Genomic DNA, 19896 nt, shown 5'->3' on the forward strand with positions numbered 1-19896 from the left:
GGCGATCAGGTCATGCGCCGCTACGGCAAGCACACCGACGAGGACGACATCCGCTCCCGGCCGAACCGCAAGGGCAACCGGCCCCGTACGCACATCCGCCCCAAGCACGAGGACGCCGCCGAGGGCATGGTCCTCACCGTCGACCGGGGCCGGCTGACCGTCCTGGTCGAGGACCGGGTCGTGATGGCCATGAAGGCCCGTGAGCTGGGTCGCAAGGCCGCCGTGGTCGGCGACCGGGTGGCCCTGGTCGGCGATCTCTCCGGCAAGAAGGACACGCTCGCGCGCATCGTGCGCATCGAGGGGCGTTCCTCGGTGCTGCGCCGCACCGCGGACGACGACGACCCGTACGAGCGCGTGGTCGTCGCCAACGCCGACCAGCTCGCCATCGTCACGGCCCTGGCCGACCCCGAGCCCCGCCCGCGGCTGATCGACCGCTGCCTGGTGGCGGCCTTCGACGGCGGGCTGACCCCGCTGCTCGTACTCACCAAGTCCGACCTCGCCCCGCCGGCCAAGCTCCTGGAGCTGTACGGCGACCTCGACATCCCGTACGTCGTCACCAGCCGCGAGGAACTGGAGAACGGCACCGCCGTCGCCCGGGTCCGCGAGCAGCTCGACGGGAAGATCACCGCGTTCGTCGGGCACTCCGGCGTCGGCAAGACGACGCTGGTGAACGCGCTGGTGCCGCTGGAGCAGCGGCGTACGACCGGGCATGTGAACGCGGTGACGGGCCGCGGCCGGCACACCACGACCTCGGCGCTGGCGCTGCCGCTGGCGGACAGCGACGACGGCTGGGTGGTCGACACCCCGGGCGTACGGTCGTTCGGCCTGCACCACGTGGATCCGTCCCGGGTGATCCACGCCTTCCCCGACCTGGAGCCTGGCACGGAGGGCTGCCCGCGCGCGTGCAGTCACGACGAGCCGGACTGCGCGCTGGACGCGTGGGTGGGCGACGGGCACGCGGACCCGGCGCGGCTGTACTCGCTGCGCCGGCTGCTGGCGACCCGGGAGCGCACGGAGGGCGACTGATCCACCGCCGCGCGGGGGCGGCCGTCGCCCCTCGCGGACGGGCGGCCGGACTCCCGGCCCGGACGGGCGGCCGGACTCCCGGTCCGGACGGGCGGCCGGACTCCCGGTCCGGACGGGCGGCGAAAGCCCCTTCACGGAGGGGTGCTTGATCCCCCGTCATGGGTGGGTGAGAGCCGATCCACCGTCACGGAAGGGTCTCTGACCTTCGCGTTGTTTGTTCGGGCCCGGGTCCGGTAAGTGCATAATCGCACCGAGTCGGATCCAAGCCCGACGAGCCCGACCAAGCGGCCGCGAAGCGCGGGCAGGCGCTGACACCCGGGAGGACAGCACATGGCGTGGCTGCTGGTAGTCGTGGCAGGCCTGCTCGAGACCGGCTTCGCGGTGTGTCTGAAGCTGTCGCACGGCTTCACCAGACTCTGGCCGACCGTCGCCTTTAGCTGTTTCGCGCTGGGCAGCTTCGGCCTGCTCACCCTGTCGTTGAAGAAGCTCGACGTGGGCCCTGCCTACGCCGTGTGGACGGGCATCGGCGCGGCGGGCACCGCGATCTACGGCATGGTCTTCCTGGGCGACCTGGTCTCCACACTGAAGATCGTCTCGATCAGCCTGGTGATCGCCGGGGTGATCGGCCTCCAACTGTCCGGCTCGGCCCACTGACACCTCGCCAGGCCGACGCCCGGCGGCGGCGCGTCACACGGCCGGCGGGCGGGGGAACGCGACCCGCACCAACTCCCCGACCCCGCCCTCCCCCGGCGGCGCCGACACACAGGACAGGCCGACGCGGACGGCGAGTTCACAGGAGCGGGCCAGTTCCACGGTGTCCTGCCGGTCCGCGCCCGGGCCGGACAGCGCGGCCACGGCCCGGTCGCGGACGATCGCCACGAAGTCGCCGGGCGAGGGCAGCGGTCCGTCCGCCCGCCGCTGCGCCGGCACCGCCGAGGAGGACGGCACCGCCCGCAGTGTCGGGGCGGGCAGTCCCTCGCCCCAGCAGCCGGTGAGCATGGCCCGTACGAGCGCGTTCTCGCGGGCGGCCGAGGCGGTCCACTCCGCGGTGGCGGTGAGCCGCTCACGGGCGTCGGCGTACGCGGCGAGCGCGCGCTCGATCCCGGCGAGGTAGCCGTCCGCCTCCCGTCTGACCAGCGCCCGGGCCAGGCCTTCCTTGCTGCCGAACTCGTTGTACAGCGTCTGCCGGGACACCCCGGCCGCCGCGGCGACGTCCACCATCCGCACCGCGGACCACGGCAGGCGCGCCAACGCCGTGTAGGCGGCGTCCAGCAGGGACTCCCGTGCTGCGGGCATCATCGCCTCCCTGGGCGAGGGGCTCTGCGCCCAGATTTGACGCGCACGGGGGCACTGTCAAGGGTTCGCGAAGGCATCACGGGGCGCTCGCCGGCCCCCGCACGCGGACGGCCCCGCGCCGCACCTCCCGGCGGCCTGCCCGCCGACCCCGGTGGCCCCGCACCCACCTCGGCAGATACGGTTCGTTACATGCCGGACTACCTGGACGACCTCCGCCTCGCCCACGTCCTCGCCGACGCGGCCGACGCCGTGACGATGGACCGCTTCAAGGCTCTCGACCTCAAGGTCGAGACGAAGCCCGACATGACTCCGGTGTCCGAGGCGGACAAGGCGGCCGAGGAACTCATCCGCGGCCAGCTCCAGCGCGCCCGCCCCCGCGACGCCGTCCTCGGCGAGGAGTTCGGCATCGAGGGCACCGGCCCGCGCCGCTGGGTCATCGACCCGATCGACGGCACCAAGAACTACGTGCGCGGTGTCCCCGTCTGGGCCACCCTCATCTCCTTGATGGAGGCGGCGGAAGGCGGCTACCGGCCCGTCGTCGGCGTGGTCTCCGCGCCCGCCCTGGGCCGCCGCTGGTGGGCCGCGAAGGGCCATGGCGCCTTCACCGGCCGCAGCCTGTCCTCGGCGTCGCGGCTGCACGTGTCGCGGGTCGCGGAGCTGAGCGACGCCTCCTTCGCGTACTCGTCGCTGAGCGGCTGGGAGGAGCAGGGCCGGCTGGACGGCTTCCTGGACCTCACCCGCGAGGTGTGGCGCACGCGCGCGTACGGCGACTTCTGGCCGTACATGATGGTCGCCGAGGGCTCGGTCGACCTGTGCGCGGAACCCGAGCTCTCCCTCTGGGACATGGCGGCCACCGCGATCGTGGTGACGGAGGCGGGCGGCACCTTCACCGGCCTCGACGGCCGGCCCGGCCCGCACAGCGGCAACGCGGCGGCGTCGAACGGGTTGCTGCACGACGAACTGCTGGGGTATCTCAACCAGCGCCACTGAGCGGTACAGATGAGCGTGCGCGCCCTCAATTGGCCGCGCACGCCCCCTTGTTGACCTCTGCTTTACCTGTCACGCTGTGAGCACCCCCCACTTGTGAACTTGTGCACCACCATGGGCGCCGCAGGCGCCGGGCCCGAACCATCGGGGGTTTCCTAGGAGGTGGCTCCATCCCATGCTCGTCCGCGACGCCATGAGCACGGTGGTCCTCACCATCGGCCCCGACCACACCCTCCGCCAGGCCGCCGCCCTGATGTCCGCGCGCCGCGTCGGCGCCGCCCTGGTCCTCGACCCGGACGCCGGCGGCATCGGCATCCTCACCGAGCGCGACATCCTCAACTCCGTCGGCCTGGGCCAGAACCCGGACACCGAGCGCACCCACGCCCACACCACCAACGACGTCGTGTTCGCCGCGCCGACCTGGACCGTGGAGGAGGCCGCCGGCGCCATGGCGCACGGCGGCTTCCGGCATCTGATCGTGCTCGACGGCGGCGAGCCGGCCGGCATCGTCTCCGTCCGCGACGTCATCCGGTGCTGGGCACCCGCCCGGCAGCCCGCACAGCACGTCCCCGCCTGAGCACGGCGGCGGCACGCACGGTGCCGTACGGAAAGAACCGAGGGCCGGAACCCTTTCGGATTCCGGCCCTCGGCCTTCAGTAGCGGGGACAGGATTTGAACCTGCGACCTCTGGGTTATGAGCCCAGCGAGCTACCGAGCTGCTCCACCCCGCGTCGATGAATGAAACACTACGTCAAGGGCGCAGCCAGAAGCAAATCACTTGGCGCTCCGGGCTGCGGAGGCCCCGGATCCGGGGCGGGCGTGGCCCTACGGGCCGGGCTCACGTGGTCGCGGGCCGGGCTCGCCGGTCCGTCGGCCGGGTCAGGCCGAGAGTTCCTCCCGCAGCGCGTCCCGCAGCCGGGCCGCCCGTTCCGACACCTCCGTCGGCCCCAGGGAGACGGCCCGGTCGGCCCACCGCTGCCCCTCCGCCAGCTCGCCACGACGCGCGTAGACCAGGGCGAGCCGGAGCGCCGCCCGTCCGTGCCCGGCGTCGGCGGCACGGGTCCACCACACGGCCGCCTCGGGCTCGCTGCCCTCCCTGGCCAGCAGCAGCCCGAGATTGAACGCGCCGTTGCGCGACCCCGCCTCGGCGGCCGCCCGGTACCAGCGGGCCGCGTCCACCACGTCGCCCCGGTCGGCCGCGAGCATCCCGACGCGCACCTGTGCGCGCCGGTGCCCCTGGGTGGCCGCCCGCTCGTACCACTCCTCGCACTCGGTCTTCTCGTGCACGTGCTCGCCGAGTTCGTGCGTGGACGGCGCGGGACGGCGCGCGTCCAGCACGGCGGCCAGCCGGTACGCGGCCTCCGCGCTGCCGCCGCCCGCCGCGCAGCGCAGATGCCGCTCCGCCTCCTGCTCGTCCCCGTCCCGCAGCCGGGCGATCCCGACCTGGAGCGCCGCCTCGGTGTGCCCGGCCGCCGCCGCCCGCTCGTACCACCGCAGCGCGGCCTCGTCATCGCTCTTCGTGCCCCGCCCGGCGTACAGGATGCCCAGGTTGAACGCGGCGTCGACGCTCCCGGCCTCCGCCGCCTTGGAGAACCACGGCTCGGCACCGGTCGTGTCGCCGCCCTGGAGCAGCAGGATCGCCAGCGCGTTCGCGGCCTCCCGGTGCCCGGCGTAGGCGGCGCGCCGGTACCACTGTTCGGCCTGCGCGGTCCGCCCCTGTTCGGCGCAGAGCAGGCCGAGGTTGTAGGCGCCGTTGTCGTCGCCGGCGTCCATCGCGGCCCGGTACCAGCGCTCGGCGGTCTGGGTCTCGCCGCGCTCGGCGTGCAGCGCGCCCAGCGCGTTCGCCGCGTTGCCGTCGCCGTCCTGGGCGGCCCGCAGCCACCACACGGCGGCGCTCTCGCCGTCCCCGGCGTCCCGCAGCAGGAAACCGAGAGCGCAGGCGGCCTGCGCCTCCCCGTCCTTGGCGGACGTCAGATACCAGCGGCCCGCCTCCTTGAGCTCGCCGCGCTTCTCCAGGATCGCCCCGAGATGCAGGGCCGCCCGGCGGTGGCCGCGCGCGGCGGCCTGCCGGTACCACTGCTCGGCCTCGGCCCCGGCCTCGGCCCCGGCCTCGGCCCCGGCCTCCGCCTCGGCCGACGCGACACCCCCGTCGCCGTCGGCGTCCCGCCCGTGCCGCCGGTCCAGGGCCCTGGCCAGCCGGTACGCCGCCTCGCGGTGGCCCCGCTCGGCGGCCGCCCGCATCCACTGCTCGGCCCCGCCGTCCCCACGGTGCTCCAGCAGGTCGGCGAGGGAGTACGCGCCGAGGACGTGTCCTTGCTCGGCGGACTGGCGCAGCCAGTACTCGGCAGCGGGTTCGTCCCCGCGCTCCCGGTGGTACCGGCCGAGGGCGTGGGCGGCCGCCGCGGATCCCGCGACGGCGGCGATCCGCCACCATCCCGCGGCGTCGTCGGCGTAGCCGCGCTGATAGAGAAGGACACCCAGGTTGTTGGCGGCGGCGCGGTCGCCCGCGGTGGTGGCGCCGCGCAGATACGGCTCGGCGGCGTCGAGGTCGCCGCGGCGCAGCAGCATGGCCCCGAGCACGCTCATCGCCTCGACCTCACCGGCTTCCACGGCGAGCCGCAGGCGCGCCTCTTCCGCAGCCTCGCCGGTCTCGTCCCGGTCGGAAGGCTGCACAAGGTCAGCCTGCTGCGCAAAGTCAGCAGACCGCACAAACCGCCCTGTCTCCAACAGAGTTGCCTTGTCCCCCATAACGTCCATCGTCGCACCACCCGCAACCTGGGTACATCCGGTATACCGCAGTCAGTGAAGGTCACTTCAGCGTTTTGTCGACATGCCCACAGAGAGACAAGTCAAACACGGATCGCTCAACTCCCCCTGGCGGCGCGGCCGTCGCGAGGACCGGCACATGCGTTCGCACAGCGCGAAGGCCCGGATCCTTGGAGGATCCGGGCCTTCGCGATCAGTAGCGGGGACAGGATTTGAACCTGCGACCTCTGGGTTATGAGCCCAGCGAGCTACCGAGCTGCTCCACCCCGCGCCGTTGTTTCTCAACAGTATCACGGCGCGAGGGGAGCCCTTCACTCATTTGCGGCTCAGCCGCAGCTCAGCCCCACTCAGCCACCGCTCGGACTGGCGCTCGGGGTGGCACTGGGCGCGGCACTCGGCGTGCCGCTCGGGCTCGGGCTCGCCCCGGGACTGCCGCCGCTGCCACCGGTCCCGCCGGCCTTGGCCTGCGCGTCCTCGGCTCGCTTCAGCGCGTCCTGGAGATCCTTCTGCGCCTCTCCGTACGCCTGCCAGTCACCCTTCTTCAGCGCCTCCTGGCCGGCGTCGAAGGCCTTCTGGGCGTCGCTCAGGGCTTCCTGGACGGTCGGATTGGCTGACGTCGGCGGGGGGTTGGTCGTGCCCTCGTCCGGCGGTGGCGTGGTCGAGGCCTCCGCCCCGAAGACCTTGTCGAGAGCCTGGTCGAGGGTGTCCTCGAACGCGGTGGCACCTCCGTAGGTCACCAACACCTTGCGCAGCAGCGGGTACTTGAGTCCGCCACCGCGTACGTAGACCGGCTCCACGTAGAGCAGTCCGCCGTCCAGGGGCACGGTCAGCAGATTGCCGTACTCGACATCGGAGTCGCCGCCCTTCAGCAGCTTGATCGACTCGGCGATGTCCTGCTCGGAGTTGAACTGGCTCTGGACCTGCTTGGGTCCGTTGACCGTGGTGTTGGTCGGCAGTTTCAGGATTCTGATCTTGCCGTAGTCGGAGGTGCCCGGTTCCGAGTCGACCGCCATGAACGCGCTGAGGTTGTCCCTGCCGTTGGGCGTGAACGTCGTCGTCAGCGAGAACGCCTGGTCCGCCTGGTCGGGCATCTTCATGCTCAGGTAGTACGGCGGCACCGCGTCGCCCGACTTGTTGGTCGGCTCGTCCGGCACCTGCCACACCTCGCTGCCGCTGAGGAACGTCTGCGCGTCCTTCACGTGGTAGCGGGTGAGCAGCTCGCGCTGGACCTTGAACAGGTCCTGCGGGTACCGCAGATGGTCCATCAGGGAGGCCGGGATGGCCGTCCTGGCTTTCACCGTGCCCGGGAACGCCTTCATCCAGGTCTTCAGGACCGGGTCCTTGGTGTCCCACTGGTAGAGCGTGACGTCACCGGTGTACGCGTCGACGGTCGCCTTCACCGAGTTGCGGATGTAGTTGACCTGGTTCTGCTGGGCCACCACCGCGCGCGAGTTGTTCGTCGCGGTCAGCGAGTCCGCCGTGGTGTCGCCGAGCGTCGTACGGGAGGCGTACGGATATCCGTTGGTGGTCGTGTAGGCGTCGACGATCCACTGGATCTTGCCGTCCACGACCGCCGGGTAGGCGTCGCCGTCGATGGTCAGCCACGGGGCGACCGCCTCGACGCGCTCCTTGGGCGTGCGGTTGTACAGGATCCGCGAACCGTCGCCGATGGCGCCGGAGTACAGGATCTGCGGCTCCCCGAACGCGACCGCGTACGCGGCCCGGTTGACCGGGTTGGAGAGGCTGACCCCGCTGTCGCCCTGGTAGCTGGTGGTCTTCTCGCCGTTGTCGTCGGAGTAGTCGATCTCCTTCTGGGGACCGCCGACGATCGAGTAGGTGGTGGTCTTCTCGCCGTAGTAGACCCGCTGCTGGTACGTCCCGAGGTCACCGGTGGACGGCAGGTCGGACTCGGTGAAGACCGGACGGCCCTCGGAGTCGGCCTCCGTGCCCTTGGCGGCGACCACGCCGTAGCCGTGGGTGTAGCGGAAGTGGTCGTTGATCCAGTTGTTCTTCGGAATGCCGTTGAGGTTCAGCTCGCGCAGACCGATGACGGTGTCCTGGGCCTTGCCGTCCTTGGTGTAGCGGTCGACGTCCAGGTTGGTCGGGAACGCGTAGTAGTTCCTGATCTGTTGGAGCTGCTGGAACGTCGGCGAGACGATGTTGGGGTCCATGATGCGGATGCTCGCCGTGTCGTCGACGTCGTCGCGCAGCTTGGTCTTGTCCGTGGTGCTGCTCTTGCCGGAGTACTCGGTGACCTGCGTGCCGTCGATGCCGTACGCCTCACGCGTCGCCTTGAGGTTCTTCTCGACGTACGGCGCTTCCTTGGCCTGCTCGTTCGGCTGGACCTGGAACTTCTGGACGATCGCCGGGTACAGGCCGCCGATGAGGATCGCGGAGAGCACCATCAGACCAAAGCCGATCATGGGCAGCTGCCAGGTGCGCCGCCACAGGGTGGCGAAGAACAGCAGGGCGCAGATGACGGCGATGCAGAACAGGATCGTCTTCGCGGGCAGGTAGGCGTTCGCGTCGACGTACCTGAGGCCCGTCCAGTTGTCGGTCGCCTTGAAGTCGCTGGACTTGACCGCGAGGCCGTACCGGTCGAGCCAGTACGCGACCGCCTTCAGGGCGACGAAGACGCCGAGGAGCACCGACAGGTGGCCGGTGGCCGCCGCCGTGGCCCGCGCACCCGGGCTGGTGATGCGCAGCCCGCCGTACAGGTAGTGGGTGAGCGCGGCGGCGATCAGGGACAGGATCGTGGCGGCGAAGCCGAAGCCGAGCAGGAACCGGTACCAGGGCAGGTCGAAGGCGTAGAAGGAGACGTCGAGGTGGAACTGCGGGTCCTTCTGGTGGAAGGGCACGCCGTTGACCCACATCAGCCAGGTCCGCCACTGGCTCGACGCGGACGCGCCCGCCACCAGGCCGACCAGCGCGGTGATACCGAACAGCAGCCACTTCTTGTACGGCGCGATGCCCATCCGGTAGCGGTCGAGGTTCTGCTGCTCCATCGACATCGCGCTCAGCGGCGGGCGCATCCGGTGGGCGATCCAGATGTTGAACCCGACCGCGAGGGCCATCAGCAGGCCGAAGACGAAGAAGAGCCCGGTCTTGGTGAACAGCGTCGTCGTGAACACGGACGAGTACTTCACCGACCGGTACCAGAGCCAGTTCGTCCAGAAGCCCGAGAACATGGTGAACGCCATGCCGAGAACGGCAAGGACGCCCAGCGTCATGAGCAGGGTCCGGACACGCCGGGACGGGCGGCCCACTCTGATCCGCGGCCCTGTCGGGCCTCCGCCGCGGTCCGGCATCTGGAAAGCCAAGGTGTGCACCTCGAAGTTCGCTGTCGATACGTCAGGGCCGCATTTTTGCGGGCCCTCCCCGGGGCCTCGCGATCGCAGACCCACACCTATGCAACTTACTCACGCTTTACTCGGTTCCCGATTCCGGCCAGGAACGAGGCAGGATTGTGACCATGTCCAACACTCCCATGGCGGCGAGCCCGCTCACCCGGGCCGTACTCGAGATCGACGAGTACGCCTCCGGCCTCGGCTGGGACCAGCCCGCCCGCCTCTTCGCCCTCGTCGACACCGCACGGCTGCGGGCTCAGGAACCCTCACTCGCGGCCCAGCTCGGTCTGGGTGAGGAAGAGCAGACCACCACAGGTCTCACCCCGATCGAGCAGGACGAGATTCCAACGGACAAGGCGCTCGACGAGTTCCTTGCCACGATCGCCTGGCCCGACGCGGTGGTCGGCTGCGCGCTCACCGTGGAGCGTCTGATGCTGCCGCCGTCCGCCGAGGCGCAGGTCCCGCAGGGCCTGAGCGACGCGAAGCTGACGAAGTGGGTGGCCGAGCACCCGCAGCGCCAGGAGGTCCGTATGACGGTCGCGGTGCTGCGCGACGGCGCGCGCGAGTCGGCTGTGCGCCTGCGCGAGAAGGACTCCCCGACGGAGGTCCTCACGGGCGCCGACCTGGTTCCGGGGCTGGCGGAGGCCCTGACGGCGACGTTCGAGGACTGAGGCCCTTCACGGACCGGGAGGTACGGCACCGGGGGCGCCCCTGCGAGCGAGGGGCGCCCCCGGTGCCGCACGGGGTCCGGTGCCGTACCGGAGGTGGAATCTCAGCCCTTGGTGGTGCACTTCGGCAGGTCGGCCGTGTTGCCGGTGCGGATGTCGTCGAGGGCGTCGAGGGCGTCGCCGATGGTCTTCACCTTGACCAGGCGCAGCCCCTCGGGGGTGTCCTTGGCGGCGGCCGCGCAGTTGTCGGCGGGCGTCAGGAAGTACTGCGCCCCCTTGTCCCGAGCGCCGACGGTCTTCATCTCGATGCCGCCGATGGGCCCGACCGTGCCCTCGTCGTCGATGGTCCCGGTGCCGGCCACGAACTTGCCGCCGGTCAGGCTGCCCGGGGTGAGCTTGTCGTAGATGCCGAGCGCGAACATCAGACCGGCGCTCGGGCCGCCGACGTCGGCGAGCTTGATGTCGATGGTGAACGGGAACGTGTGGTCGGTGCCGGCGGAGATGCCGACGATGGCCCGCTTCGGGTTGTTGTCGTCGGACGTGGCGGTGGTGATCGTGACCTTCTCGGTCTTGGTGGCCGTCCGCTTCTCCTTCTCGGCGGCGGCCTGCTCCTTGGCGGGCACGATCGTGAAGACGACGTCCTCGCCGGGCTTGTGCTTCGTCACGAGCTTCGCCACGTCGGTGTACTCCTTGACCGCCGTGCCGTCGACCGCCTTGATCACGTCACCGGCGTGCAGCCGGCCCTCGGCCGGGGAGTCCTTCACGACCGTCGAGACGATCACCTGCGCCTTGACCGGAATGCCGAGCTCCGTCAGGGCGGCGACCTTGGCGCTCTCCTGGGACTGGCTGAACTCCTCGGCGTTCTCCTGGGTGGACTGCTCCTCGGTCTTGCCGTTCGGGTACAGCGTGTCGTGCGGCACGATCTTGTTGTCGTGCGCCAGCCACCCGTAGACGGCCTCGACGAGGTTCATCCGGTAGTCGGCACTGGTGACCCGCACGGTGGTCATGTTCAGGTTGCCGCTGGTCGGATACGTCTTGTGCCCGGAGATCTGCAGCACCGGCTCGCCGCCGTGATCGCCGAGGGTGTTCACCGTCGGACCCGGTGACAGCTCCGAGTACGGCACGGGGATGAACACTCCCGCGCACAGGAGCGCGATCAGCATCAGGGTGGAGGCGAGCATCGTCGCAGTGCGGCGTGGCATGAGTCGACAGTACGGGACGCGTCTGTCAGCGCACCGTCAGGGCCACCCTGTCATGTACCGCTGTGTGTCTCCTCCATCACGGCGGCGGGCGTCTTCTCCATCACAGCGACGTGCGACTTCTCCATCGCAGCCCGGAATCGGGCATACCCATCCAATTCAGGACCGTCGCCGCGGGTCTTTCTCGTCCGGTTGGCCCAGGTGCCCCATAGGCCGGCTCCGATCGCAGCCACAAGCGGAATCAGCAACCAGGCGAGTGCGCCCATGCCGACCTCCCAACCCCTATCGAGCGATCGCTACTGACTGATCAGCAGATTAACCATCCGCACTGACAACGCTCACGCCAGGGGTTCGGTTACGCAACCGGACGGGGTAGCGGAATTAACCGGACGGGGGAAGGGCGGTTCAGCAGGCGCCGACCCATTCCTCGGTGCCGTCGGAGAACCTCTGGTGCTTCCAGATCGGCACCTCGTGCTTGAGATCGTCGATCAGCTTCCGGCAGGCCTCGAACGCCTCGCCCCGGTGCGGGCAGGAGACGGCGACGACGACGGCGAGATCACCGATCGCCAGGTCCCCGACCCGGTGCACCGCGGCCAGCGCCCGCACCGGGTACTCCGCGACGACCTTCTCCGCGATCCGTCGCATCTCGGCCTCGGCACTGGGGTGGCACGAGTACCCGAGCCCGTCGACGTCGTTGCCGCCGTCGTGGTTGCGCACGGTCCCCACGAACAGCGCGGTCCCGCCGGCCGCGTCGTCCCCGACGGCCCGGAAGACCTCGTCGAGGCTGAGCGCGGTGTCGCGGACGGCGATGAGCTTGACGGGGTCCGGCGCCGCCTGCTCACCTGGATGATCGTTCGTGGCTGCCATACCCCCATCGTGCCGCACGCCCGGGACCGCGGGGAACAGCGCTTCGGACCATCGGGCCGACGCGCCGCGGGTCCGCGGATCGCGGATCAAGGGCACGGAGCACGGAGCACGGAGCACGGACCACAGATGGCCCATCGTCAGCCCGCGCGCCTCGGAGCCCGCGCCTTGGGGTCCGCGCCTTGGGGTCCGCGCCTCGGGGTCCGCGCCTCGGGGTCCGCGCCTCGGGGTCCGCGCCTCGGAGTCCGCGCGTGCTCCAGGGGCCGTGCGCCTACCGGGCCCGCCCGTCGCGGCCCGCGCCCCGGAGCACGCGCCCCGGAGCCGGCCCGTCGGCGCACGCCCGTCGCCCCAGGGAGGCTGTCAGATCCGCCGCCGCGCCTTCCGGGCCCGCCGTACGACGGCCGCCGCGCCCAGCAGCGCGACCGTCGCGCCCGCCGCGCCCGCGGCCGTGGCGTCCTTGCGCCCCAGCCGCCGCCCGGCCACCGTGTGCCTGCCGGAGACCTCCTCCAGCAGCTCCGCGAGCACCTCCTCGTTGGTCCACCGCGGCCGCCATCCCGCGTCGTGCAGACGGCTCCCGCTGACCACCCAGGGGTACATCGTGTAGGCGAGGTCCCCCGCCGGTGAGGGGGTGAGCCCGATCCGGTGCAGCCGGGCCGCCGCGCCGAGCGCGACCGCCGACGGCAGCTCCATCCGCCGGATCCCGCTGAGCTCCTCGACCTCCTCCTGCTCCAGCCATCCGTCGCAGCCGACAGCGAGCTCCCCGTCCACCTTCTCCAGGACGGCGTACTCCAGCGCGCTGCACAGGTCCTCGACGTGGCAGAACTGCCACGCGGGCCGCGACCCGGCGACGACGAGCAGCCGAGGCGACTCGAAGTACCTGGTCAGCGCGGTGTCCGTCTCCCCGACGAGCACCGCGGGCCGCACCACCGTGACGTTGAGCCCCGGATGCGCGCGCGGCGCGCGCCGGGCGAGCCGTTCGATCTCCAGCAGGTCGCCGACCCCCGTGGCCTCGGCGGTCGCGCGCAGCTCGGCGTCCTCCGACAGCGGCAGCTCGTTGTCCGGCAGCGCCCCGTAGACCATCGCGGACGTGCACAGCACCACGCGGTGCACACCGGCCGCCGCGGCCGCGGTCAGCACGGTCTGCGTCCCCCGGACGTTGTAAGCGGTGCGCGCGGCCGCGTCGCTGCCCAGATCGAGGTCGAGCGCCAGGTGCACCACGGCGTCGGCGCCGCGCAGCTTGTCCGCGATCGCAGGGTCCCGCACGTCGAGGATCTGCCACTGCGCCTCGGCACACTCCCCCCGGCGCTCGTCGATGGCGATGACCTGCTTGATCTCCTCGGACGCGGCGAGCCGCGCGGTCAGCAGCGCGCCCACACCGGACGCGGCGCCGGTCACGGCGACGACGGGTCCGCGGGCAGTGGGCGGGCCCGAGTGGTTTCGCGCTGCGCGAACCTGCGGATCTGGGGAACTCACCAGGTGTCTCCAGCGGTTGTCTTCTGTACGGGCGCGAGCGACGCGTACGTACCAGGTGGCATCCATCCTGCCGCAGGCCCTCCGTCGGCGAAGCACCGAGGCCCGATCCGTCCGCGGTGTCTAGGCTGGGTGGTGTTGTCGGGCAGTCGTGCCGCCGGAAAGAACCGGTGGCCTTACCAGCCGAGGAATCCCGTGAGTGACACCCCATTCGGATTCGGCCTTCCGCCGGAGGAGCCGGAGAACGGCGACGAGGGCAAGAAGAAGGACCAGCAGAGCGGTGGTGGTCAGGGACCGGCCAACCCGTTCGGCTTCGGGCCCGGTGGCCCGGGCGGCCCCGGTGCGGACAATCCGCTCGCTGCCATGTTCGGTTCGCTGAGTCCCAACGACCTGGGCGCCGCGTTCCAGCAGCTCGGCCAGATGCTCTCGTACGAGGGCGGCCCGGTGAACTGGGACATGGCCAAGCAGATCGCCCGCCAGACGGTCGCCCAGGGCACCGCCGACGGGGTCAAGGACGCGAGCGTCGGTGCCTCCGAGCGGACCGCGGTCGAGGAGGCCGTACGCCTGGCCGACCTGTGGCTGGACGACGCGACGTCCCTGCCCTCCGGTGCCGCCTCCGCCGTGGCGTGGTCACGCGCGGAGTGGGTCGAGGCGACCCTGCCCGCGTGGCAGCAGCTCGTCGACCCGGTGGCCGAGCGCGTCGGCACGGCCATGGGCGATGTCCTGCCGGAGGAGATGCAGGCCATGGCCGGCCCGCTGATCGGCATGATGCGCTCGATGGGCGGCGCCATGTTCGGCACCCAGATCGGGCAGGCCGTCGGTGTGCTCGCGGGCGAGGTCGTCGGCTCGTCCGACATCGGCCTGCCGCTCAGCCCGGCCGGCAAGGCCGCGCTGCTGCCGGTGAACATCGAGTCGTTCGGCAAGGACCTGGGCGTGCCGAAGGAGGAGGTGCGGCTGTACCTCGCCCTGCGTGAGGCCGCCCACCAGCGTCTGTTCGCCCACGTGCCGTGGCTGCGCTCGCACCTGTTCGGTGCGGTCGACGGGTACGCGCGCGGGATCAAGGTCGACACGGCCAAGCTGGAGGACGTGGTCGGCCAGTTCGACCCGCAGAACCCGGAGCAGCTTCAGGACGCCCTTCAGCAGGGCATGTTCCAGCCCGAGGACACGCCCGAGCAGAAGGTCGCCCTGGCCCGTCTGGAGACGGCTCTGGCGCTCGTGGAGGGCTGGGTGGACGCGGTGGTCCACGCGGCCGCGAAGCCGCGTCTGACGTCCGCCGACGCGCTGCGGGAGACCCTGCGCCGCCGTCGTGCCACCGGCGGTCCGGCCGAGCAGACGTTCGCCACGCTGATCGGCCTCGAACTGCGTCCGCGCCGGCTGCGTGACGCCTCCCGGCTGTGGGCGTCCCTCACGGACGCGCGGGGCGTCGACGGTCGTGACGCGCTGTGGGCGCACCCGGACATGCTGCCGACGGCCACCGACCTGGACGACCCGGACGGCTTCGTGCACCGCGAGCACCTGGACTTCTCCGAGCTGGACAAGATGCTGGGCGAGGCCGCCAGCGGCCGTTCGGCCGAGAAGCCCGACCTGAAGAAGGGCGGCGCGGCCGAGGACGGCGGCACGAAGGACGGAGAGACCGAGGGCGACGAGACCGAGGGCGACGGCGCCGAGTGAGCCTGTACGAGGACGCGGTCCTGGTCCTGAAGGACCACACGGACCGGGACGAGGAGCAGGAGGCGCTGCGCGCTGCCTACCTGGACCATCTGGCGGCGCACCCGGACGGCGTGTGGAAGGCCTGTCACGCGGGCCATGTCACCGCGAGCGCCCTGGTGATCGACCCCGAGCACGGCCGGGTCCTGCTGACGCTGCACAGGAAGCTGCGCATGTGGCTCCAGACGGGCGGTCACTGCGAGCCGGGTGACGCCACGCTGGCGGACGCGGCGCTGCGTGAGGCGGCCGAGGAGTCGGGCATCGCCGGGCTGACACTGCTCGCGGGCGGTCCGGTGCGGCTGGACAAGCACCCGATCCCGGCGCCGTGCCACTGGCACTTCGACGTGCAGTACGCGGTAGTGGCGCCCCCGGGCGCGCAGGCCGCGATCAGCGAGGAGTCGCTCGACGTGCGCTGGTTCGCCTACGACGAGGTGGCGGACGTGGCGGACGACTCCGTCGTACGGCTGCTGGAGGCGACCCGCGCCCGGCTGTGAACGCCCGAGGGGTGACCGACGCCACGGTCACCCCTCGTTCACATGTGCGATCAGCTCCAGACGTTGCCCTGGTTCTGGGCCCGCGCGCCGTGCTGGCCCATGCCGAACTGGGCGGCCAGGCCCTGCCCGATCTGGGCGTTCTGCGGCGGCAGCAGCTCACTCGGCTGGACCAGCGCGAAGCCGGTGCCCATGAAGCTGAGCTCCCAGCCCTCGCCGGTGCTGCCCCGGCGCCGCCACACCCCGGACGAATGCGTCTGGGCCTGCATCTGCACCCGCAGACCGGTGGACCAGGCGACGATCGCGTCGGCGTCACAGTTGACGTACTTGTCGGGGGTGACCTGCATCATCAGCGGCGCGCCCGAGGTCATCAGGGCGACCTTGCCGCGGCCGGTGATGTTGAGCTGGTACTTCCCCGAGCCGGAGATGCCGTACAGGCTGTCCACGGCGATGACCTCGTGGTGCAGCGACGAGTCCATCGCGAGCACATAGCTGCTGTCGACGGTCAGCCCGTCCTGCTCCACGTCCACCAGGTGGACGTGCTGGGCGAGGTTGGCGAAGAACACCGTGCCCTGCCCGTGGCAGCGCATCAGGTCCAGGCCCTCGCCGGTGTACGCGCGCGAGCGTGACTGGTTGTTGCTCTGGTACTCGGCGTCGAACTCGACGAGTCCCTGGTAGGCGACCATCGTGCCCTTGCGGGCCAGGATGTCGTCGTGACCCTCCAGGACGACCCGCAGCATCTGCTTGCTCTGCAGGCTCCAGCGTTCCTGGGTCTGCTGGTCGTTGAAGGCGAAAAGCGGGCTCTGCATGGTGACTCTGGCTCCCCCTCAGCCCCGGAACCGCAGGCGGTCGGTGCTGTCCTCGCTGGGCTGGACGACGACGATGCCCTGGCCGGAGAAGGCCATCTGGTACGCCTCGCCGCTGCCGCGGCCGATCAGTGACTGCGCCTTGAAGCTGCGCTTGCCCTTCACCTTGAGGTTCGGGGACCAGGCGACGAGCGCGTCGGGGTCGACGTACGTCTCGTCCTCGCCGCCGCCGCAGTCCACGACGATCGGCTTGCCCCGGGAGGTCAGCGCGACCCAGCCCTGCCCGGAGATCTTGGTGTTCCACAGGCCCTGTCCGGCGAACTTCGCCATCCCCTTGACCCGCTCGACACCCCAGGTCAGATGGGCGTCGAAGGCGAGCAGGTTGGTGGCGTTGACGGAGATGCCGTCGCCGTTGAGGTTGATCACGACGACGTCCGCGCCGTAATCGGCGAGGTAGAGCAGTCCGTCGCCGGAGGCCTTCATCAAGGGCGCGCCCTCGCCGGTCATCCAGTCGCGGGCGATCTGGCGCACGGCCGGCGGGTTGGGCTCGTACTGGACGAATCCTTCGTAGGCGACCATCGACCCCACGCGCGCGAGGAGGTCGTTCCCGGTCTGCATGGCGACCTTCAGCATGTGGTTGCCGTGGTTCTCCATGCGGGCCGTGACGGGTGCGGGGGCATAGCCCGCGAGTGGCTGGTTCATGACGGGCTCCCTCAGACCTCGTACGGCTGGACGACGATGAAGTTGCCGGGAGCGCCCCGGAACTGGAGGTTGACGCTCTCGCCGGTGTCGCCCGGGTAGGCGTTGCGCCGCATCCGGACCTGGCTGGAGACGATCACCTGGGAGGCGGCCGACCAGGCGACCACCGCGTTGCAGTCGGCGAACGTGGTGGGGGTGACCGGCAGCACGACGGGCGTGCCGTGCGTCTTGACGACGATCGTGCCGGTGCCCTGGAACTGCATCGTGAACAGGGCGCCGCCGGGGATGCCGTGGCCCTCGACGCGGCGGACCTCGTACTGGAGGCTCTCGTCGAAGGCGAGGACGTTCTCGGCGGAGACGCAGATCGCGTCGCCCTGGAGCTCGACCGGGTGCAGATGGGTGGCGTTCTCGGCGAGGAACACCTGTCCCTGGCCGGTGCAGCGCATCAGCTGCATCTCCTGGCCGGTCGCGTTGCCCACGATCCGGCCGGCGAACCCGGCGCCCTTGTAGCTGAAGTCGACCTTGCCCTGGTAGAGCACCATGCTGCCCTGACGCGCCAGCACGGGCTGGCCGCCGATGCCGAGGTCGACGCGGATGAGCTTCTTGTTCTGCTGCGTCCAGCGCTGCCCGGTGGGCGTCTCCTTGAACTGCTGGAGCGCGCTCGTCACCCCGGCGCCGCCCTGGGGCGCGCCCTGCGGCATCCCGTAGGGGGCGGCCTGCTGGCCCGGGACCTGCCCGAACGACGGCTGCTGCCCGTAGCCGGGGGGCACGGGCGGCTGCCCGTAGCCGGGCGGCGGCCCCTGAGGGGCATGGGGCTGCGCGTAGCCGGGCGGCATGGGCGCGCTCGGGGCCTGCTGCCCGTACGGGGGCTGCGGCGGCTGCCCGAAGGGAGCCGGGGCGGGCGACGGGGGCGGTACGGTGCCGCCGCCGGGCGGGGCCAGGGGCGCGATGAGGGTCGGCGCGCCGTGCACCGAGGGTGCGGGGGCCGGGTGCGGCGGGGTGGCGCCGGGCGGCGGCGGGAAGCCCTGCGCGACGGTCCCGGGGTGCTGCGGTGCCGGAGCGGGAGCGGGGGCCGCGGGAGCCGCAGGCGCGCCGAACGCGGGCGGGGCGAAGCCCGGGGCGGCACCGGTCTGCGGCTGCTGGGCCTGCTGCGGGGCCGCGGGCGCCTCCTCCTCCAGGACCTCACCGCCGAAGTTCTTCAGCAGCGCCTCGAGGCCGCCGTCGAAGCCCTGTCCCACGGCCGCGAAGCGCCACACGTCCTTCAGGTAGAAGTCGCCCAGCATCACGGCACGCTCGGTGGAGAACTCGGAGCCGGTGAAGGAGTACCGGGCCACTTCCTCGCCGCCGGCGACGATCCGGACGTAGCCGGGGCCGATCTGCGACATCTGCCCGGCGCCGTCGATCGTCGCGGTGAAGGACAGCTTCTGGATCTGTGCCGGGATGCGGTCGAGCGTCACCCGGAACGACTCCGTGTCGCCCGCCTGCGCGCCCAGGAGCTGAATGGCCTCCTCGGGGGACTTCGGCTGGTTGAAGAAGACGAAGTACCGGTCGTCCGAGAGCCGTTCGTCCGCGTCGAGGCCGAAGCAGCTGATGTCGAAGCCCAGTCCCGGGCCGGTGATCTGCACGCCTACGTACAGATCCGTGCCTGCCGTGAGGTCACTGATCTTGGCCTTGTGGCCGCGTTGGAATTCCCTGGCCATGCGTAACGACCGTCCCCCATCCCGAATGCGAGTGCGTCGCGCCAGGCTAACCGCAAACTCCGACAACGCAGGCAGTCGGTACCGTCCCGGTACACAACCAGTGCTCAGTCCCGACCGACACGCCGGTGCGGCACGGAGTCACTCACTGCGCGCACCCGGCAAATGGGGCAGCCGGTCGGCGGCGACCACGCCCTCCAGATAGCCCCGCGCCCGCTCGGTACGCGGGAACGCCTCCAGCAGCCGCCAGAAGCGCGGCCCGTGACCGGGCACGAGCAGATGCGCCAGCTCGTGCAGGAGCACGTAGTCGATGACGTACTCGGGCATGCCCTGGAGCCGGTGCGACAGCCGGATGCTGCCCTCGGCCGGGGTGCACGAGCCCCAGCGCGTGTTCTGGTTGGTGACCCAGCGCACCGAGGCGGGCCGGGCGCGCCCGCCGAAGTACTGGTCCGACAGCCGCTCGGCGCGCTCGGTCAGCTCGGCGTCACCGAACACCCGCTTGCTCTCCTGGGCCGCGAGCTTGTCGAGCATGACGGTCACCCAGCGCTGCTCCTCGGCCTCGGACATCCGGGCGGGAATGAGCACGACGGTGCGATCGCCCTCGCGGTAGGCGGAGACCGTCCTGCGGCGACGGGAACTCCTGCGCACCTCGATCGCGCTCGCCACCGAGCCGCTCGGCGGCTGGTTCGTCGTGCTGCGCTGTGGAGTTCCGGCACTGTGCAGTGGGTCGGCGGGCACGCCCCGACGTTACCCGCTGCACATGGGAGAAGTCCCGACTCCGGGACGGTTCGGTTTTCGATCCCCCGCCCTGCGCCTGATTCGTACGACGAACATTCCCTGCCTGTGGACAACTTTCGGCACCGTCCGGCCGGG

Annotated in this window: 18 protein-coding genes and 2 tRNA genes; 7 read left to right on the forward strand and 13 right to left on the reverse strand. The window is 71.2% G+C overall.

Annotation, left to right across the window (positions count from 1 at the left end; translation table 11 throughout):
* Positions 1-12 precede the first annotated feature (12 nt).
* Both rsgA and ACWC24_RS05535 read left to right on the forward strand, forming a co-directional pair.
* On the forward strand, positions 13-1026 hold the full coding sequence (gene rsgA / locus ACWC24_RS05530) for a ribosome small subunit-dependent GTPase A (RefSeq protein WP_450661528.1): 1014 nt from the start codon (positions 13-15) through the stop codon (positions 1024-1026).
* Between the two features lie 330 nt (positions 1027-1356).
* On the forward strand, positions 1357-1680 hold the full coding sequence (locus tag ACWC24_RS05535) for a DMT family transporter (protein WP_450661529.1): 324 nt from the start codon (positions 1357-1359) through the stop codon (positions 1678-1680).
* A 33-nt stretch (positions 1681-1713) separates the two neighbouring features.
* Here the strand turns inward: ACWC24_RS05535 and ACWC24_RS05540 are convergent, their stop codons facing one another.
* Positions 1714-2325, reverse strand: coding sequence for a TetR/AcrR family transcriptional regulator (locus ACWC24_RS05540; protein WP_450661530.1), 612 nt, complete (start codon positions 2323-2325; stop codon positions 1714-1716).
* A gap of 186 nt (positions 2326-2511) precedes the next feature.
* Between ACWC24_RS05540 and hisN the strand changes: the two genes are divergently transcribed.
* Both hisN and ACWC24_RS05550 read left to right on the forward strand, forming a co-directional pair.
* Positions 2512-3312: a histidinol-phosphatase gene (gene hisN, locus ACWC24_RS05545; RefSeq protein WP_450661531.1), complete on the forward strand. Its 801-nt coding sequence runs from the start codon at positions 2512-2514 to the stop codon at positions 3310-3312.
* Positions 3313-3484: 172 nt separating this feature from the next.
* Positions 3485-3886 carry a CBS domain-containing protein gene (locus tag ACWC24_RS05550; protein ID WP_152893993.1) on the forward strand — a complete coding sequence of 134 codons (402 nt, stop codon included), beginning with the start codon at positions 3485-3487 and terminating at the stop codon, positions 3884-3886.
* A gap of 80 nt (positions 3887-3966) precedes the next feature.
* On the opposite strand, the gene ACWC24_RS05555 is transcribed toward ACWC24_RS05550, so the two are convergent.
* From ACWC24_RS05555 to ACWC24_RS05570, 4 genes are all read right to left on the reverse strand, one after another.
* A tRNA-Met gene (locus tag ACWC24_RS05555) sits at positions 3967-4040 on the reverse strand.
* A gap of 148 nt (positions 4041-4188) precedes the next feature.
* Complete coding sequence (locus ACWC24_RS05560; protein WP_450661532.1) at positions 4189-6066, reverse strand: sel1 repeat family protein; 1878 nt, start codon at positions 6064-6066, stop codon at positions 4189-4191.
* A gap of 206 nt (positions 6067-6272) precedes the next feature.
* A tRNA-Met gene (locus ACWC24_RS05565) sits at positions 6273-6346 on the reverse strand.
* A gap of 76 nt (positions 6347-6422) precedes the next feature.
* Positions 6423-9383: a UPF0182 family membrane protein gene (locus tag ACWC24_RS05570; protein ID WP_450661735.1), complete on the reverse strand. Its 2961-nt coding sequence runs from the start codon at positions 9381-9383 to the stop codon at positions 6423-6425.
* A gap of 164 nt (positions 9384-9547) precedes the next feature.
* Between ACWC24_RS05570 and ACWC24_RS05575 the strand changes: the two genes are divergently transcribed.
* Positions 9548-10093 (forward strand): PPA1309 family protein, encoded by a 546-nt coding sequence (locus tag ACWC24_RS05575; protein ID WP_450661533.1) that lies wholly within the window; start codon positions 9548-9550, stop codon positions 10091-10093.
* 101 nt (positions 10094-10194) lie between these two features.
* Here ACWC24_RS05575 and ACWC24_RS05580 read toward each other — a convergent pair whose 3' ends face one another.
* From ACWC24_RS05580 to ACWC24_RS05595, 4 genes are all read right to left on the reverse strand, one after another.
* Positions 10195-11292, reverse strand: coding sequence for a YlbL family protein (locus tag ACWC24_RS05580; RefSeq protein WP_450661534.1), 1098 nt, complete (start codon positions 11290-11292; stop codon positions 10195-10197).
* A gap of 50 nt (positions 11293-11342) precedes the next feature.
* A complete protein-coding gene (locus ACWC24_RS05585; protein ID WP_450661535.1) occupies positions 11343-11555 on the reverse strand; it encodes a hypothetical protein in 213 nt (70 codons plus the stop codon).
* Positions 11556-11694: 139 nt separating this feature from the next.
* Entirely contained in the window at positions 11695-12156 is a 462-nt protein-coding gene (locus tag ACWC24_RS05590; RefSeq protein ID WP_450661536.1) for a molybdenum cofactor biosynthesis protein MoaE, read from the reverse strand.
* 357 nt (positions 12157-12513) lie between these two features.
* On the reverse strand, positions 12514-13626 hold the full coding sequence (locus tag ACWC24_RS05595; RefSeq protein ID WP_450661537.1) for an SDR family oxidoreductase: 1113 nt from the start codon (positions 13624-13626) through the stop codon (positions 12514-12516).
* 192 nt (positions 13627-13818) lie between these two features.
* On the opposite strand from ACWC24_RS05595, the gene ACWC24_RS05600 reads away from it, so the two are divergent.
* Both ACWC24_RS05600 and ACWC24_RS05605 read left to right on the forward strand, forming a co-directional pair.
* Positions 13819-15294, forward strand: coding sequence for a zinc-dependent metalloprotease (locus tag ACWC24_RS05600; RefSeq protein ID WP_450661538.1), 1476 nt, complete (start codon positions 13819-13821; stop codon positions 15292-15294).
* Positions 15291-15824: an NUDIX hydrolase gene (locus ACWC24_RS05605; protein WP_450661539.1), complete on the forward strand. Its 534-nt coding sequence runs from the start codon at positions 15291-15293 to the stop codon at positions 15822-15824. The genes ACWC24_RS05600 and ACWC24_RS05605 overlap by 4 nt, the downstream gene beginning before the upstream one ends.
* A 50-nt stretch (positions 15825-15874) precedes the next feature.
* On the opposite strand, the gene ACWC24_RS05610 is transcribed toward ACWC24_RS05605, so the two are convergent.
* The 4 genes from ACWC24_RS05610 to ACWC24_RS05625 all read right to left on the reverse strand — a co-directional run bounded on the left by ACWC24_RS05610 (position 15875) and on the right by ACWC24_RS05625 (position 19761).
* The gene (locus ACWC24_RS05610) at positions 15875-16630 is read right to left on the reverse strand and encodes an AIM24 family protein (RefSeq protein WP_152893986.1); all 756 of its coding nucleotides are present in this window, start codon (positions 16628-16630) and stop codon (positions 15875-15877) included.
* Positions 16631-16648: 18 nt separating this feature from the next.
* A complete protein-coding gene (locus ACWC24_RS05615; RefSeq protein ID WP_152893985.1) occupies positions 16649-17329 on the reverse strand; it encodes an AIM24 family protein in 681 nt (226 codons plus the stop codon).
* A gap of 11 nt (positions 17330-17340) precedes the next feature.
* Entirely contained in the window at positions 17341-19026 is a 1686-nt protein-coding gene (locus ACWC24_RS05620; RefSeq protein ID WP_450661540.1) for a TerD family protein, read from the reverse strand.
* A 138-nt stretch (positions 19027-19164) separates the two neighbouring features.
* Entirely contained in the window at positions 19165-19761 is a 597-nt protein-coding gene (locus ACWC24_RS05625; protein WP_450661541.1) for a M48 metallopeptidase family protein, read from the reverse strand.
* Positions 19762-19896 lie beyond the last annotated feature (135 nt).

It is taken from the genome of Streptomyces sp. NPDC001443, assembly GCF_053597355.1.

Bases quoted from the DNA above. Each gene is read 5' to 3' on its own strand.
- rsgA (WP_450661528.1), top strand. From the start codon at position 13: ATGCGCCGCTACGGCAAGCACACCGACGAGGACGACATCCGCTCCCGG.
- ACWC24_RS05535 (WP_450661529.1), top strand. From the start codon at position 1,357: ATGGCGTGGCTGCTGGTAGTCGTGGCAGGCCTGCTCGAGACCGGCTTC.
- ACWC24_RS05540 (WP_450661530.1), bottom strand. From the start codon at position 2,325: ATGATGCCCGCAGCACGGGAGTCCCTGCTGGACGCCGCCTACACGGCG.
- hisN (WP_450661531.1), top strand. From the start codon at position 2,512: ATGCCGGACTACCTGGACGACCTCCGCCTCGCCCACGTCCTCGCCGAC.
- ACWC24_RS05550 (WP_152893993.1), top strand. From the start codon at position 3,485: ATGCTCGTCCGCGACGCCATGAGCACGGTGGTCCTCACCATCGGCCCC.
- ACWC24_RS05560 (WP_450661532.1), bottom strand. From the start codon at position 6,066: ATGGACGTTATGGGGGACAAGGCAACTCTGTTGGAGACAGGGCGGTTT.
- ACWC24_RS05570 (WP_450661735.1), bottom strand. From the start codon at position 9,383: ATGCCGGACCGCGGCGGAGGCCCGACAGGGCCGCGGATCAGAGTGGGC.
- ACWC24_RS05575 (WP_450661533.1), top strand. From the start codon at position 9,548: ATGTCCAACACTCCCATGGCGGCGAGCCCGCTCACCCGGGCCGTACTC.
- ACWC24_RS05580 (WP_450661534.1), bottom strand. From the start codon at position 11,292: ATGCCACGCCGCACTGCGACGATGCTCGCCTCCACCCTGATGCTGATC.
- ACWC24_RS05585 (WP_450661535.1), bottom strand. From the start codon at position 11,555: ATGGGCGCACTCGCCTGGTTGCTGATTCCGCTTGTGGCTGCGATCGGA.
- ACWC24_RS05590 (WP_450661536.1), bottom strand. From the start codon at position 12,156: ATGGCAGCCACGAACGATCATCCAGGTGAGCAGGCGGCGCCGGACCCC.
- ACWC24_RS05610 (WP_152893986.1), bottom strand. From the start codon at position 16,630: ATGCAGAGCCCGCTTTTCGCCTTCAACGACCAGCAGACCCAGGAACGC.
- ACWC24_RS05615 (WP_152893985.1), bottom strand. From the start codon at position 17,329: ATGAACCAGCCACTCGCGGGCTATGCCCCCGCACCCGTCACGGCCCGC.
- ACWC24_RS05620 (WP_450661540.1), bottom strand. From the start codon at position 19,026: ATGGCCAGGGAATTCCAACGCGGCCACAAGGCCAAGATCAGTGACCTC.